The 15,342-nt window shown below is 55.5% G+C and carries 13 protein-coding genes; 7 read left to right on the top strand and 6 right to left on the bottom strand.

Annotation, left to right across the window (positions count from 1 at the left end; all coding sequences use genetic code 11):
- Positions 1–30: 30 nt before the first annotated feature.
- Positions 31–1,314, bottom strand: coding sequence for a uracil permease (gene uraA, locus BM323_RS09480; RefSeq protein WP_008108332.1), 1,284 nt, complete (start codon positions 1,312–1,314; stop codon positions 31–33).
- Between the two features lie 190 nt (positions 1,315–1,504).
- Positions 1,505–2,131: a uracil phosphoribosyltransferase gene (gene upp, locus BM323_RS09475; RefSeq protein WP_008108331.1), complete on the bottom strand. Its 627-nt coding sequence runs from the start codon at positions 2,129–2,131 to the stop codon at positions 1,505–1,507.
- 229 nt (positions 2,132–2,360) lie between these two features.
- On the opposite strand from upp, the gene purM reads away from it, so the two are divergent.
- Positions 2,361–3,401, top strand: coding sequence for a phosphoribosylformylglycinamidine cyclo-ligase (gene purM / locus BM323_RS09470; protein WP_008108330.1), 1,041 nt, complete (start codon positions 2,361–2,363; stop codon positions 3,399–3,401).
- Positions 3,398–4,036, top strand: coding sequence for a phosphoribosylglycinamide formyltransferase (gene purN, locus BM323_RS09465; RefSeq protein ID WP_008108329.1), 639 nt, complete (start codon positions 3,398–3,400; stop codon positions 4,034–4,036). Before purM ends, purN begins: the two co-directional genes overlap by 4 nt.
- 43 nt (positions 4,037–4,079) lie before the next feature.
- Here the strand turns inward: purN and pstB are convergent, their stop codons facing one another.
- From pstB to BM323_RS09450, 3 genes are read right to left on the bottom strand one after another with little or no spacing between them, the layout of a single operon-like run.
- The gene (gene pstB, locus BM323_RS09460; RefSeq protein ID WP_008108328.1) at positions 4,080–4,847 is read right to left on the bottom strand and encodes a phosphate ABC transporter ATP-binding protein PstB; all 768 of its coding nucleotides are present in this window, start codon (positions 4,845–4,847) and stop codon (positions 4,080–4,082) included.
- An 11-nt stretch (positions 4,848–4,858) separates the two neighbouring features.
- The gene (gene pstA / locus BM323_RS09455; protein WP_008108327.1) at positions 4,859–6,457 is read right to left on the bottom strand and encodes a phosphate ABC transporter permease PstA; all 1,599 of its coding nucleotides are present in this window, start codon (positions 6,455–6,457) and stop codon (positions 4,859–4,861) included.
- Complete coding sequence (locus BM323_RS09450) at positions 6,454–8,547, bottom strand: ABC transporter permease subunit (protein WP_008108326.1); 2,094 nt, start codon at positions 8,545–8,547, stop codon at positions 6,454–6,456. The genes pstA and BM323_RS09450 overlap by 4 nt, the downstream gene beginning before the upstream one ends.
- A gap of 182 nt (positions 8,548–8,729) precedes the next feature.
- On the opposite strand from BM323_RS09450, the gene ppk1 reads away from it, so the two are divergent.
- The 5 genes from ppk1 (at position 8,730) to mgtE (ending at position 14,842) form a co-directional block, all read left to right on the top strand.
- Positions 8,730–10,790, top strand: a complete 2,061-nt coding sequence (ppk1, locus tag BM323_RS09445; protein WP_008108325.1) for a polyphosphate kinase 1 — start codon at positions 8,730–8,732, stop codon at positions 10,788–10,790.
- 5 nt (positions 10,791–10,795) lie between these two features.
- A complete protein-coding gene (ppx, locus tag BM323_RS09440; RefSeq protein WP_008108324.1) occupies positions 10,796–12,322 on the top strand; it encodes an exopolyphosphatase in 1,527 nt (508 codons plus the stop codon).
- 21 nt (positions 12,323–12,343) lie between these two features.
- Entirely contained in the window at positions 12,344–12,949 is a 606-nt protein-coding gene (gene tehB / locus BM323_RS09435; RefSeq protein ID WP_071531666.1) for a tellurite resistance methyltransferase TehB, read from the top strand.
- Positions 12,950–13,103: 154 nt separating this feature from the next.
- On the top strand, positions 13,104–13,289 hold the full coding sequence (locus tag BM323_RS09430) for a YfgG family protein (RefSeq protein WP_008108322.1): 186 nt from the start codon (positions 13,104–13,106) through the stop codon (positions 13,287–13,289).
- A 119-nt stretch (positions 13,290–13,408) separates the two neighbouring features.
- Positions 13,409–14,842: a magnesium transporter gene (gene mgtE, locus BM323_RS09425; protein ID WP_008108321.1), complete on the top strand. Its 1,434-nt coding sequence runs from the start codon at positions 13,409–13,411 to the stop codon at positions 14,840–14,842.
- On the opposite strand, the gene BM323_RS09420 is transcribed toward mgtE, so the two are convergent.
- Positions 14,839–15,339, bottom strand: coding sequence for a helix-turn-helix transcriptional regulator (locus BM323_RS09420; protein WP_008108320.1), 501 nt, complete (start codon positions 15,337–15,339; stop codon positions 14,839–14,841). The genes mgtE and BM323_RS09420 overlap by 4 nt on opposite strands.
- Between the last annotated feature and the right edge of the window lie 3 nt (positions 15,340–15,342).

Raw genomic sequence — 15,342 nt, 5'->3', positions numbered from 1 at the left:
GAACCGGGCTTCCCTGCCCGGCTTAAAGCCTTAACTTTCGCGCTTCTCTTCAGCGTCCAGCACCACTTCTTCCGGGCGTAATACGCTGATTAAACGGAAGATCAAAGCCAGGCCGACACCAACAATGGTCGCCAGCGCCATGCCTTTCAGCTCGGCCGCGCCGATATGCACTTTGGCACCGCTCACGCCGATGATCAGGATCACCGAGGTCAGGATCAGGTTCTGCGCTTTGTTGTAATCCACTTTTGATTCGATCAACACACGAATACCGGACGCGCCGATCACGCCGTAAAGCAGCAGCGAAACGCCGCCCATCACCGGCACGGGAACCGCCTGAATCGCCGCCGCAAGCTTACCAACGCACGAGAGCAGAATGGCAAAGATCGCCGCGCCGCCAATTACCCAGGTGCTGTAGACGCGGGTAATCGCCATCACGCCGATGTTCTCGCCGTAAGTGGTGTTCGGCGTGGAGCCGAAGAAACCGGAGATCATGGTGGATAACCCGTTGGCGAACATCGAGCGGTGCAGGCCCGGATCGCGGATCAGATCTTTCTTCACGATGTTGGCGGTAACCACTAAGTGACCCACGTGCTCGGCAATCACCACCAGCGCGGCTGGCAGAATGGTCAGCATCGCTACCCACTCAAAACGCGGCGTGTAGAAGGTTGGCAGCGCAAACCACGGCGCATTTTCCACTGCGGTCCAGTCCACAATGCCCATCATGTATGAGAGCGCATAGCCCACCAACACGCCGACCAAAATCGGGATGATGGCGAGGAAACCACGGAACAGCACCGAACCAAAAACCGTCACCGCCAGCGTTACCATTGAGATGATCACGGTTTTACTGTCTGGCGAGGTGCCGTCAGCGGGCAGCAAGCCGGCCATATTCGCCGCCACGCCTGCCAGTTCCAGACCGATAACCGCGACAATCGCGCCCATCGCCGCCGGTGGGAACATCACATCAAGCCAGCCGGTACCGGCTTTCTTGACGATCAGCGCCACCACACAAAACAGAAAACCGCAGAGAATAAAGCCGCCCAGCGCCACTTCGTAACCCAGCGGCAACAACAGCAGCACCGGCGAAATAAAGGCAAAGCTCGAACCGAGATAAGCCGGGATTTTGCCTTTACAGATAAACAGATAGAGCAGTGTTCCAACGCCGTTAAACAGCAACACCGTGGCCGGGTTGATGTGGAACAGAATCGGCACCAGCACAGTTGCGCCAAACATGGCGAACAGATGCTGCAAGCTGAGTGGAATGGTTTGCAACAGTGGCGGACGTTCGCCCACACCAATAGCACGACGAGTCATTATTATCCCCTATCCTCTTCGTTCTTCGAGCCATGGCTGCGTTGGCTGCTCTCGTTCACCCGAATCACTTACTTAAGTAAGCTCATCGGGATGAACTCGTTTGCCGCCTTGCCCTGGCTCGAATAACTCGAGGATGACAATGTTGTGTTTTTGCCAAAAAAAAGCCGACTCTCTGGCCGGCTGGTTTTTTTTATTTGGTTCCGAAAATCTTGTCGCCTGCATCTCCCAAGCCTGGAATGATGTAGCCCTTCTCGTTCAATCCCTGATCGATTGATGCGGTGTAAAGCTCCACATCCGGATGCGCTTTCTCCAGCGCGGCAATACCTTCAGGTGCGGCCACCAGCACCAGCACTTTAATGCTGGTACAACCGGCTTTCTTCAGCAGATCGATAGTAGCGATCATTGAACCACCGGTTGCCAGCATCGGGTCGACCACCAGCGCCAGGCGCTCTTCAATGTTCGACACCAGCTTCTGGAAATACGGCACCGGCTCCAGCGTCTCTTCATCACGATACACACCAACCACGCTGATGCGCGCGCTTGGCACGTGCTCGAGCACACCTTCCATCATGCCGAGGCCAGCACGTAGAATCGGAACTACAGTGATTTTTTTACCTTTGATCTGATCGATTTCAACCGGACCATTCCAGCCTTCGATGGTGACGCGCTCGGTTTCCAGATCGGCGGTGGCTTCATAGGTCAGCAAGCTGCCCACTTCCGAGGCCAGCTCGCGGAAACGCTTGGTGCTGATATCATGCTCACGCATCAGGCCCAGTTTATGTTTGACCAGCGGGTGTTTGACTTCCACGATCTTCATGATTGTTCTCCCGGAATTGAGTTGAGCTAAAAAAAATCGCCGGATTATACCGCCTTTTCGCCGCTGCGCCACATGTCATCGGTCAATAGCCTGCGTCATCTAAGGATTGGCGAAAATCTGGGGCTATGCAAAGGCAGCATGAGATGGGACTCGCAAACGTTTGCCTGCGCTGTTAGAATTGCCGCGCTTAATTTTTGCCACCAACCGCAACTCGCGTGGGGATTCCGCAGTGACCGACAAAACCTCTCTCAGCTACAAAGACGCCGGTGTTGATATCGATGCTGGTAACGATCTGGTTGACCGTATTAAAGGCGTAGTGAAAAAAACCCGCCGCCCGGAAGTCATGGGTGGATTGGGCGGATTCGGCGCGCTCTGTGCGCTGCCGCAGAAGTACCGCGAGCCTGTGCTGGTCTCCGGAACCGATGGCGTCGGCACCAAGCTGCGTCTGGCGATGGATCTCAAACGCCATGACAGCATCGGCATCGATCTGGTCGCAATGTGTGTTAACGACCTGATTGTGCAGGGTGCTGAGCCGCTGTTCTTCCTCGATTATTACGCGACCGGCAAACTGGATGTGGATACCGCTTCATCGGTAATCACCGGCATCGCCGAAGGTTGCTTGCAGTCGGGTTGTGCGCTGGTCGGCGGTGAAACCGCTGAAATGCCAGGCATGTACCACGGCGAAGATTACGACGTGGCGGGTTTCTGCGTCGGCGTGGTGGAAAAATCAGAAATCATTGACGGTTCGAAAGTGCAGGACGGCGACGTGCTGATCGCGCTGGGTTCCAGCGGTCCACACTCCAACGGTTATTCTCTGGTGCGCAAGATTCTTGAAGTCAGCCAGACCGATCCGGCCACCAAACAGCTGGATGGCAAATCACTGGCCGATCACCTGCTGGCGCCAACCCGCATCTATGTGAAAAACATCCTTAGCCTGATCGAACAGGTTGATGTGCATGCGATTTCGCATCTGACCGGCGGCGGCTTCTGGGAAAACATCCCGCGCGTTCTGCCAGACAACACCCAGGCGGTGCTGGAAGAGAGCAGCTGGCAGTGGCCGTCTGTGTTCAGCTGGTTGCAGCAGGCGGGCAACGTTAGCCGTCACGAAATGTACCGCACCTTTAACTGCGGCGTGGGCATGGTGATTGCGCTGAGCCCGGCAGAAGCCGATAAAGCGGTACAGCTGATGACCGACGCCGGCGAAAAAGCGTGGAAAATCGGTGTGATTAAAGCGTCTGATTCTGAAGAGCGTGTGGTTATCAATCCATGAAGAAACTGGTTGTACTGATCTCCGGCAACGGAAGCAATCTTCAGTCCATCCTCGACGCCTGCGCAAGCGGGCGTATCAACGGCAGCGTCGCTGCCGTTTTCAGTAATAAAGCCAGCGCCTATGGTTTAACGCGCGCGCGGGAAGCCAACGTCCCGCCGCATGCGTTAGCCGCCAGTGATTTTGCCGACCGCGAAGCCTTTGATCGCCAGCTGATGCAGGAGATTGATGCTTACGCGCCGGATCTGGTGGTGCTGGCCGGTTATATGCGCATCCTCAGCAGCGCTTTTGTCGCGCACTATCACGATCGTCTGGTGAATATTCATCCGTCGCTGTTGCCGAAATATCCGGGCTTGCACACGCATCGTCAGGCGCTTGAAAACGGCGACGAGGAGCATGGCACCTCAGTGCATTTTGTCACTGACGAGCTGGATGGCGGACCGATTATTTTACAGGCGCGCGTGCCGGTGTTTGCTGGCGACAGCGAAGACGAAATCAGCGCGCGCGTGCAGCATCAGGAACACGCGATCTATCCGCTGGTGATCAGCTGGTTTGTTGATGGGCGTTTGCAGATGCGTGAAGGTAAAGCGTGGCTGGATGGTCAGCCGTTGCCACCTGAAGGATATGCACACGACTGATGTAGGGTCGCCATTCATGGCGACCTTCATCACGTCCGCACCATCAACCAAACCGTCCCGTAATGTAATCTTCGGTACGCCGCGCTTTTGGCGACGTGAAGATGCGATCGGTTTCGTCAAACTCCACTAATTGTCCGTTATGCATAAACGCGGTGTAATCTGACACGCGTGCCGCCTGCTGCATATTGTGCGTCACCAATACCAGCGTGAAATGCTGCTTCAGCGTAGTCATCAACTCTTCGATCACCAGCGTTGAGATCGGATCAAGTGCCGAGGTGGGCTCATCCAGCAACAATACTTCCGGCTCAATGGCAATGGCACGCGCAATCACCAAACGTTGCTGCTGGCCGTTAGAGAGCGTTAACGCGTTCTGCCCCAGCTGATCTTTCACTTCGGCCCACAAGGCCGCCGCACGCAGCGCACGCTCACAGGCTTCATTCAACACGCGACGGTCGCGCACGCCCTGCAAGCGCAGGCCGTAAACCACGTTTTCGTAAATCGATTTAGGAAACGGATTTGGCCGCTGGAATACCATGCCAATGCGGCGTCGCAGCGCGGGAAGATCCTGATTCGCCTGCATCACCGCGTAATCATCCAGCAGAATCTCACCCTCAATGCGGCAGCGATCGATCACATCATTCATGCGATTAAAGCAGCGCAGCAGCGTCGATTTGCCGCAACCGGAAGGACCAATCAACGCCGTGATGCGGTTTTTCGGGATCTGCAGATCAATGTTATTCAGCGCCTGGCGTTCGCCATACCACAGCGACAGCTGATTAACGCGAAGGGCAATGTCGTAATCGGGCGTCATCAGAAACCTTTTTAGTGCGTCATAAGCCGGTAACGCTCACGCAGCCGATGGCGTAGCGCCATCGCCAGCAAATTGAGCGACAGGATGATCACCACCAGCAGCAAAGCGGTGGCGTAAACCAGCGGTCGATCAGCATCGATATTGGGACTCTGGAACGCCAAATCGTAGATCTGAAAACCGAGGTGCATGAATTTACGATCGAGGTGCAAATAAGGGAACACCGCATCAACCGGCAGCTCTGGCACCATTTTCACTACGCCCACCAGCATCAGCGGCGCGGTTTCTCCAGCCGCACGCGCCACCGCCAGAATCAGGCCGGTGAGCATCGCCGGTACCGCCAGCGGCAGCACCACGCGCCACAATGTTTCCGCCTGGGTTGCGCCCAGCGCCAGCGATCCCTGACGCAGATTATCCGGAATGCGCGACAATCCTTCTTCGGTGGCAACAATCACCACCGGCAGCGTCAGCAGCGCCAACGTCAGCGCGGCCCACAGCAAGCCCGGCGTACCAAATGTAGGATTGGGTAAGGCGCTGGAGAAGAACAGCTGGTCGATGGTGCCGCCAATCAGCCAGACAAAGAAACCGAGGCCAAACACGCCGTAGACAATCGATGGCACGCCCGCGAGATTCACCACCGCGATGCGCACCAGCCGCGTCAGCGCATTGCGTCCGGCGTATTCGTGCAACCACACCGCAGCGATGACGCCGAGCGGCATGACGATGATCGACATCAACAGCACCATCAGCACGGTGCCAAAAATTGCCGGAAACGCCCCGCTCTCGCCGCCACCAGAAGTCGGTGAATCGCTGACGAATTGCCAAATCTGACTGAAGAAGTGCAGCGTTTTGTTGGTCAAGGTCATGGCATTCGGATACCACGCATCAACCACCTGCGCCAACGGGATGGTGTGATCCACGCCGTTCACATCGCGCAGCACCAGCGTATCGCGCTGACTTTCGTGCTGCAGATGGGTTAACTGCTGCGCCAGCGCGTTGAAGCGGCGCTGCAATGCCGTGCGATTGGCATCAAACTCGGACTGCACTTCCAGGCTGAAGCTGCCGTTACGCTGCTGCTCATCGGCCTGCTGCTGCAGGCTTTCCAGCTGTGCATTCAGGCGCGCCATCTTGATGCGACGGATGCTACTCGCCTGGCGCAGTTGCTCATGTACCTGCTGCAAACGCTGATGCAGCAAGGCATCGCGGCTTTGCGCGGTCATCACTTCATTATCCTGGCGCAGCTCCACCAGCCAACCATACGCATTGCCGCCGTTGCGGCGCTGTAGCACCAACACATCGACAGGACGACGGGTTTTCGCCTCGCCCTGACTGTAAAGCACGCGGAAATCGGGCGCGGCAAAATCACGGTTACCGGTTTTCACCACATAGCGCCACTGTTCGCCCTGCTGCTGCTTTTGCAAGGTTTCGCCCAGCACCATCACCGCACTGCCTTCCGGCGGCTGGAACTGATATTGATCGACCGGTTGCGGCCAGAAGGCGCGTACGCCCTGCCAGCCGAGCAAACCAATCAGCAAGGTAAACGCCAGCAGGCAAACCGCGACAGCCCCGGCGGTGAGCCAGCGCCAGCGATCGTTCTGTTTCATCGCCGTCATCCGTGGCCCTCATGCTGGCTGTAACGTTGACGCAGGCGCTGACGAATCAACTCGGCTATGGTGTTGATCACCAACGTGAAGATCAACAGTATCAACGCACTAAGGAACAGAATGCGGTAATGCGCGCTGCCCGCTGCGGCTTCAGGCATCTCAATGGCAATGTTGGCGGAGAGCGCACGTAGACCAGCAAATAAGCCGCCTTCGCTGACCGGCGTATTGCCGGTGGCCATCAGAACAATCATCGTCTCGCCGACGGCGCGGCCAAAGCCAATCATTAAGGCAGCGAAGATGCCCGCCGAGGCGCCCGGCAACACCACGCGCGTCAGGGTTTGCCACGGCGTGGCACCCAGCGCCAGCGAGCCCTGCCCGAGCGCGCCCGGCACGCTGAACAGCGCATCTTCCGATAAGGTGAAAATCAGCGGTACCAGCGCAAAACCCATCGCCAGCGCAGCGACTAATAGGTTGCGCTGTTCGTAATGGGCTAAACGCTCGCCAATTTCTGGCCACAACAGCGTCGGCAGCCACAGCGTTAACAGAGTAACCACAAGCAATACCGGCAGCAGCAGAATCACTTCAAAGCCGGGACGTCGCCAGCTGGCAGGCAAACGCGGACTCAGCACGCCGCACAATAATAAGGTGGCCGCCAGCACCAGCGGCAGCAGCAATACGCCAACCAGCGCGGTGCTGGTGTGCGGTGCCAGCCAAACGCCAGCGATCAAACCAATCACCACGCTTGGCAGCGCGCCCATCATTTCGATAGCGGGCTTCACCCAGCGACGTAAACCCGGCGACATAAACCACGCGGTGTACATCGCGGCGGCCAATGCCAGCGGCGTGGCGAACAGCAGCGCCAGACTGGCGGCTTTCAGCGTACCCAGCACCAGCGGCATCAGGCTGAACTTGGCTTGATAGCTGTCGCCCGCCGCGGTGGATTGCCATACCCAATCGGCATGCGGGTAGTTTTCGTACCAAATTTTCTGCCACAGGTTGCGCCAGGTGAAGTCCGGCCACGGATTATCTAAAGCAAACTGCTGCCATTGCCCTGCGCGTTCAATGATCAAGGCATCACCGCGCGGCGCGAAGGCCAGTGCCTGAATGCCCGGCGCCAACTGGCGGGTTAAGATCGCGCCCTGCTGCTTGCTGGCGAACAGCTGAACCTTGCCCTGCGCATCGTAAGTGGCAAACACGCGGCGCTGCGGTTCCGGCGTGATGCCGCGCGCCTGCTGGCTGCCGTTGAAGGTGTGAATCTGTTGCAGACGCGGCCCTTTATCACTGGCGATAGCGAACCATTGCTGCACGCCCTGTGCATCCTGAATCAGCAAAGTTCGTCCACCGGCCAACATATGCAGGCTTTGCGGCGGCAGATTGAGGGTTTGGGTTTCGCGTAGCTGCGCGCTATCCGGCGTGATTTGCCACACGCGCAGCAACCGCCCGCTGCTGGCGTAGAGTAAGGTGCCATCTGGCGACAGCAGCAGATGATCGGCCTGCTGCTGCGGCAACAGGATCTGATTCACTTTTTGCTGATTTTCCAGCGTGAGCAGGCTAATGCCTGCTGCGGTTTGCGCGGCAATCAACCATTGATGATCGTTGAGCGACGTCAGCGCCATGTTACTGACCGGGCCTTGCGGTAAGCGCAGCGGACGATCGCCCAGCGGGAAACCCCATTCGCCGCTGCCGTTGCGGATAACCGGTTGCATTAACAGCAGTTCGCCCTGCATATTGAGCAGCACGCTGCGGTTATCAAAGCTTGCGATCGCCGCATCAGGCTTGCCATTCAACGCCAGTGCCGGTGCCGCGGGTTGACCATCGAGCGGAATAAAGCGCGCTTCGTTGCGGCTAATGCGCCAGCCCAAATGGCCGTCGCTGCCCATCGCCAGCATTGGGGCTTTGTCCCACAGCTGAATATTGGTGGTGGCATGCATCCCGGGCGCGCTAAACAGCGGCAGCACCACCCAGATCAACCAGAAGAACAGCAGTAACATCAGCAGCAAAATTCCCACGCCGCAAGCTGTGACAACGCGGCGCACTAAATTATCAGTGGCGCGTCGACGACGGTCGCTAAAGTGGACGGGAATACGATTTATGCTCATGCAGGCCAGGTTACCGGTGGAAACAAGTCGCTATGTTGCCCGTAGCTGATTGATAAGACAACCTTTGACGTTGGACAAGCCTGCCATACTCTCGCCATAATGGTGACGGACACTGAGCGGTAACGCATTTTTGTGCATTTTCCGCCGGACATTCCGTCCAGCATCAGCATCTCGGAGTCAGAATGGGTCAGGATAAGCTGTATATAGAAAAAGAATTAAGCTGGTTAAGCTTTAATGAACGTGTGTTACAGGAAGCCTCGGATAAAAGTAATCCGCTGATTGAGCGCATGCGCTTTCTGGGAATTTATTCCAATAACCTCGAAGAGTTCTATAAAGTCCGCTTTGCCGATCTCAAGCGGCGGATTCTGATCAGCGAAGAGCAAGGCAAACCGACCTCTTTGCGACATCTGTTAAAGAAAATTCAGCTGCGGGTACAGAAGTCGGATCAGGAGTTTGATGCGCTTTATAACGATCTGCTGCTGGAAATGGCGCGTAATCAGATCTTCCTGATTAACGAACGTCAGCTATCACCGAATCAGCAAGAGTGGCTGCGCTACTACTTCAAACATCAATTACGCCAGCACGTCACGCCGATTCTGATTAACCATGACACCGATCTGATCGAATTCCTGAAAGACGATTACACCTATCTGGCGGTGGAGATCATTCGCGGCGACGATATTCGTTATGCGCTGCTCGAGATCCCGTCGGATAAAGTGCCGCGTTTTATTAACCTGCCGGCTGAGTCGCCACGTCGCCGCAAACCAATGATTCTGCTAGATAACATCCTGCGCTATTGCCTCGATGAAATTTTCAAAGGCTTCTTCGATTACGATACGCTGAATGCTTATTCGATGAAGATGACGCGCGATGCCGAATACGATCTGGTAACGGAGATGGAATCGAGCCTGCTGGAGCTGATGTCCTCGAGCCTGAAGCAGCGTCTCAATGCCGAGCCGGTACGTTTCGTTTATCAGCGCGATATGCCGGATGCGATGGTCGAAATGCTGCGCCATAAGCTGTCGATTTCAAACTACGATTCGATTGTGCCCGGCGGCCGTTATCATAACTTCAAAGATTTCATCGGCTTCCCGAACGTTGGCAAAAGCAATCTGGAAAACCGTCCGCTGCCGCAGATTCGTCACATCGGTTTTGACGGCTTCCGCAACGGTTTCGACGCCATCCGTAATCGCGATGTGCTGCTCTACTATCCGTATCACACCTTTGAGCATGTGCTGGAGCTGCTGCGTCAGGCCTCGTTCGACCCGAACGTTCTGGCGATTAAGATCAACATTTACCGCGTAGCGAAAAACTCGCGCATCATGGATGCGATGATTCACGCCGCCTATAACGGCAAGAAAGTCACGGTCGTGGTGGAACTGCAGGCGCGCTTCGATGAAGAGGCCAACATCCGCTGGGCGAAACGTCTGACCGAAGCGGGCGTGCATGTGATCTTCTCCGCGCCAGGTCTGAAAATTCACGCCAAGTTGTTCCTGATTTCGCGCCGTGAAGGTGAAGAAATAGTGCGTTATGCGCATATCGGTACCGGGAACTTCAACGAAAAAACCGCGCGCATTTATACTGACTATTCATTGCTGACCGCCGATGCGCGCATCACCAATGAAGTGCGCCGCGTGTTCAACTTCATTGAGAATCCGTATCGCCCGGTCACCTTCGAGCATCTGCTGGTGTCACCGCAGAACTCGCGCGACATGTTGTATAAGTTCATTGATGCCGAGATCGCCAACGCGCAGCAAGGCAATCCTGCCGGCATTACGTTGAAGATCAACAACCTGGTGGATAATGGTTTAGTTGATCGGCTGTATGCCGCCTCGTCGGCAGGCGTGAAAGTGAATCTGCTGGTGCGCGGTATGTGTTCGCTGATCCCCGATTTACCGGGCATCAGTGAAAATATTCGCATTACCAGCATCGTTGACCGCTATCTCGAGCACGACCGCGTCTATATTTTTGAGAACGGCGGCGAGAAAAAGGTGTTCCTCTCTTCCGCGGACTGGATGACGCGTAACATTGATCACCGCATTGAAGTTGCCGTGGCGATTCTTGATCCACGCGTGAAGCAACGCATTCTGGACATTATCGCCATTCTGTTTAGTGATACGGTGAAAGCCCGCATCGTCGATAAAGAGCTGAGTAATCGTTATGTGCCGCGCGGCAACCGTAAAAAGGTGCGTTCGCAGCTGGCCATTTATGACTACATCAAGAAACTGGAACAACCCGAATAACGCCTATGCCAATCTCACATAAAAGTACGCCGAAACCTCAAGAATTCGCGGCAATCGACCTCGGCTCGAACAGCTTCCATATGGTCATTGCCCGCGTGGTGGATGGCGCTTTGCAAGTGCTGGGACGCCTGAAACAGCGCGTGCATCTGGCCGATGGGCTGGATGCGCACAATCGCCTGAGCGAAGAAGCGATTGAGCGCGGGCTAAGCTGTCTGGCGTTGTTCGCCGAACGTTTGCAGGGCTTCAGTGCCGCCAACGTGACGATCGTCGGTACGCACACGCTGCGTATCGCCAGCAACGCCGAAGAGTTTCTGCAGCGCGCGGCTGAAGTAATTCCCTATCCAATCGAAGTGATTTCCGGCAACGAAGAAGCGCGTTTGATCTTCATGGGCGTGGAACACACGCAGCCGGAAAAAGGTCGCAAGCTGGTGATTGATATCGGCGGCGGTTCAACTGAACTGGTGATTGGTGAAGATTTTGAGCCGCAGTTGGTAGAAAGCCGTCGCATGGGCTGCGTCAGCTTCGCCAATCTGTTCTTCCCGAAAGGAGAAATCACGCCCGAAAACTTCCGCCGTGCGCGCCTCTCCGCTGCACAAAAGCTGGAAACCATGGCGTGGCAATATCGTCTGCACGGCTGGCAATATGCGCTGGGCGCTTCGGGTTCCATCAAAGCGGCCTGTGAAGTGCTGCTGGCGATGGGTGAAAAAGAGAAGCTGATTACGCCGGAAACGCTGGAGTTGCTGACCACCGAAGTGCTGAAGCATAAGTCGTTCAATGCGCTGAGCCTGCCGGGCTTGTCGGAAGAGCGTAAAGCGGTGTTTGTGCCGGGCTTAGCGATTTTGTGTGGCGTGTTTGATGCGTTAGCGATTCGCGAGCTGCGTCTCTCTGACGGCGCACTGCGTGAAGGCGTGCTGTATGAGATGGAAGGCCGTTTCCGCCATCAGGATATTCGCAGCCGCACCGCGCAAAGTCTGGCAAATCACTACGCAATTGATAGCGATCAGGCGCGCCGGGTGCTGGAAACCACCGAGAAGCTTTATCTCCAGTGGCAGGAGCAGAATCCGAAGCAAGCCAATCCACAACTGTCGGCGCTGCTGAAGTGGGCCGCGCTGCTGCATGAAGTGGGATTGACCATCAATCACAGCGGCATGCAGCGCCATTCGGCCTACATCCTGCAAAACTCCAACATGCCGGGCTTTAATCAGGATCAACAGATGCTGTTGGCGACGCTGGTACGTTATCACCGCAAAGCGGTGAAGCAGGATGAGATGCCGCGTTTCACCTTGTTTAAAAAGAAACAGTTTCTGCCGATGGTATTCCTGCTGCGTCTTGGCACGCTGCTGAATAATCAGCGCCAGGCGACTACCAAACCGGATTCGCTCAAGCTCAGCACCGACGACGGCCACTGGACGCTGACCTTCCCTGCCGGCTTCCTGAGCCAGAATACGCTGGTGCAGCTGGATCTGGAGCGTGAGCAAGCTTACTGGAATGATGTCACCGGCTGGAAACTGATGCTGGAAGAAGAGGAGTAAAGCGGGCAGTTGGCCCGCAATCTGGTTATGACTACACGCCCCGATAACTATTACGCTGAAAAATACGGTCTCACGCCGACCCATTCTGAAGTGCTGGCCGCCCTGCCTCATCTTGAGGTGGGGAAAGCGCTGGATTTGGGCTGCGGCCAGGGCCGCAATAGCCTGTTTCTCAATCAGCATGGCTTTGAGGTGACGGCCTGGGACAGCAATCCCGCCAGTCTCGAACGCCTGAACAGCATCATCGCGGAAGAGAATCTGCAGAACATTCACACCGAGCTGTGCGATCTCAATAGCGTGCGGTTCAACGGCGCCTATCAATTTGTGCTGTCGACCGTGGTGATGATGTTCCTGCAACCGGCAACCATTCCCCAGCTGATTGCTGATATGCAGGCCAGCACGCGTAAATATGGCTACAACCTGATTGTGGCGGCGATGGATACCGATGATTATCCCAATACGCAAAATTTCCCGTTTGCGTTTAAATCCGGTGAGCTCAGCCACTATTACCGCAACTGGCACATCGTGAAGTACAACGAAGATGTCGGTGAACTGCATCGTCGTGATGAAAACGGTAACCGCATTAAAATCCGTTTCGCCACGCTGCTGGCGCAAAAAGCCAGCTACTGAGCTAACGGCCGCCTTGTGCGGCCGTTACTTTGTCTGATGTTGATCAATGTGCTGAACCTTTTTTGCTCATTTTTCACACAGCGATTGCTTTAGCGATCTAAGTGTGACTAAATATTACCTCCGCCCAACCGGGCAATTACAGGAACCACCCCGCGTGAACAGCGCTATCTCTGCACGAAGACGTCCCAAAACCGGCACCATGACCCGCGTTGTTTTACTGGTCAGCTTCTTAATTTTGTTTGGCCGCCTGCTTTTCATCATTCCCGGTGCCATCGAGCATCATCAGCAAAAGAAAGCCATCCCTGAACCGGTCACGCTGAGCACCAGTGATTCGCGCTAAATAATGCGGGTCGCCTGTCGCTGCTAAACATTGTCCTTTGAGACAATGCTGCTTTTTACGTCCTGTTACCCGCAACGCGCTACACTGTGAGCTGACTTTACAGACACAAGGAACGCGTTATGTCTGCTTCGCATTCACAAAAATTAGCTGAAACCCGCCATCACATCCTCAACCTGCTGCTTAACGAGCATGATCTGGTTGATGTTCTGCTGGATAAATCCGTCGATCTTAATGCGGGTGAACTGCGTGATATCACCGACTGGCGTCATGAATTAGAGCGTGAGCTGCAGCAATTACACGCCGCGGATTTGGCCGACATCCTCGAAGCCTTGCCGGAAGAAGAGCGTCAGGCGCTGTGGCGTTTAGTGCCAACGGCGCAGCGCGGTCACGTGCTGGTTGAGGCTTCAGAAACCGTTTGGGCCAGCCTGACGGAAGAAATGTCTGATCGCGATATTCTGCACGCCATCGAGCCGCTGGATATCGACGATCAGGTATATCTGGCGCGCTATTTGCCGCGCGATTTAACCGGACGTCTGCTCACTACTCTCGAGCCAAGCCTGCGCGCACGGCTCATGAGCGTGATCGAACTGGATCGCGACCGCGTTGGGCAGATCATGGATTTCAACATCCTGACGGTACGCTCAGACGTAACCTTAGCCACGGTGCAGCGCTATCTGCGTAAAGGCAAAAAAATGCCTGACGGCACCGATAAGATCTTTATCACCGACGAACAGAATCAACTGCAGGGTGAGCTGACGCTCACGGATATTCTGCTCAACAAACCGAAGATGCTGGTCGCCGAAGTGATGAATCCGCATCCCACTACGTTTCAACTCAACGATAAAGCGGAAGACGCTGCCAGTGCATTCGAACGTTATAACCTGATCTCCGCTGCGGTAACCGATGCACAAGGCAAGCTGATTGGTCGCATCACCATTGAAGACGTGGTCGATTTGGTGAACGAAGAGAATGAAAGCAACATCCGTAAAATGGGTGGTATCAGCCAGGGCGAAGACGTGTTTGCGCCGGTGCGTAAAGCGGTGGGCAAACGCTGGGCCTGGCTGGCCGTTAACCTGTGCACCGCGTTTGTCGCTTCACGCGTGATTGGCCTGTTTGAAGCCACCATATCTCAGCTGGTTGCGCTGGCGGCGCTGATGCCAATCGTTGCGGGCATCGGCGGCAATACCGGCAATCAAACCATCACCATGATTGTGCGTGCACTGGCGCTGCATCAGGTTGAACCGGGTAACTTCTCGTTCCTGATTATGCGTGAACTCGGCGTGGCATTAATAAACGGCCTGTTCTGGGGCGGGATTATGGGCGGCGTCACCTGGCTGATGTATGACAATCTGCAACTCGGCGGCGTGATGATGCTGGCGATGGTGCTAAACCTGCTGCTGGCCGCGCTGATGGGCGTGCTGATTCCGTTAATCATGACTAAGATGAAACGCGATCCCGCCGTTGGCTCCAGCGTGCTGATCACCGCCATCACCGATACCGGCGGATTCTTTATCTTCCTCGGTCTGGCGACGATATTTTTGCTGCATCATTAAGGCTTTAAACAGTGTGCGTAACGTTGCAGCATCTGCTGTAAATTGAGTTGCAACGTTGCGCGCGCCAGTTCACTCAATGCTGGATTGACCCGCGTTGAACCTCGCTGATTTAACCACTCCAGTACATCGATTAAATGCCATAACGCTGTTTTTCCATCATGAATCGGGCGTGGAAACTGCGGGCTGTGGCTCAGCATTAGCTTGCGCATATTCTGCCGCGAAACACCTATCAACTCTGCAATATCAGTCAGCCCGACTAAATCCGGTGCGGCTTCAATCAGTTCAGCATCTGGCAATGCCTGAAAAACATCATCTAACGCGCTGCGTACCGCGTCCTGTGCAGTGCTGGCTTCGCGGCAGAACGTCATGCTTAATTTCCCCGCCACACCCGCGCCAATTAACGCATCAGTGCAACCTTGCGAACCGAGACGCTCAAGCGCTTCATCAGTGTCGATTTCATCGTTGAGCTGAAAACGCAGCGTAAACTCAAATTCCATGTT

The sequence above is a fragment of the Pantoea sp. YR525 genome (genome assembly GCF_900116775.1).
Taxonomy (GTDB): domain Bacteria; phylum Pseudomonadota; class Gammaproteobacteria; order Enterobacterales; family Enterobacteriaceae; genus Pantoea; species Pantoea symbiotica.
This window is presented reverse-complemented; position numbering and strand designations above follow the sequence as displayed.

Coding starts and splice junctions, on each gene's coding strand:
- ppk1 (WP_008108325.1), top strand. CDS start 8,730: ATGGGTCAGGATAAGCTGTATATAGAAAAAGAATTAAGCTGGTTAAGC.
- pstB (WP_008108328.1), bottom strand. CDS start 4,847: ATGACGCCCGATTACGACATTGCCCTTCGCGTTAATCAGCTGTCGCTG.
- pstA (WP_008108327.1), bottom strand. CDS start 6,457: ATGACGGCGATGAAACAGAACGATCGCTGGCGCTGGCTCACCGCCGGG.
- BM323_RS09450 (WP_008108326.1), bottom strand. CDS start 8,547: ATGAGCATAAATCGTATTCCCGTCCACTTTAGCGACCGTCGTCGACGC.
- ppx (WP_008108324.1), top strand. CDS start 10,796: ATGCCAATCTCACATAAAAGTACGCCGAAACCTCAAGAATTCGCGGCA.
- uraA (WP_008108332.1), bottom strand. CDS start 1,314: ATGACTCGTCGTGCTATTGGTGTGGGCGAACGTCCGCCACTGTTGCAA.
- purN (WP_008108329.1), top strand. CDS start 3,398: ATGAAGAAACTGGTTGTACTGATCTCCGGCAACGGAAGCAATCTTCAG.
- BM323_RS09420 (WP_008108320.1), bottom strand. CDS start 15,339: ATGGAATTTGAGTTTACGCTGCGTTTTCAGCTCAACGATGAAATCGAC.
- upp (WP_008108331.1), bottom strand. CDS start 2,131: ATGAAGATCGTGGAAGTCAAACACCCGCTGGTCAAACATAAACTGGGC.
- mgtE (WP_008108321.1), top strand. CDS start 13,409: ATGTCTGCTTCGCATTCACAAAAATTAGCTGAAACCCGCCATCACATC.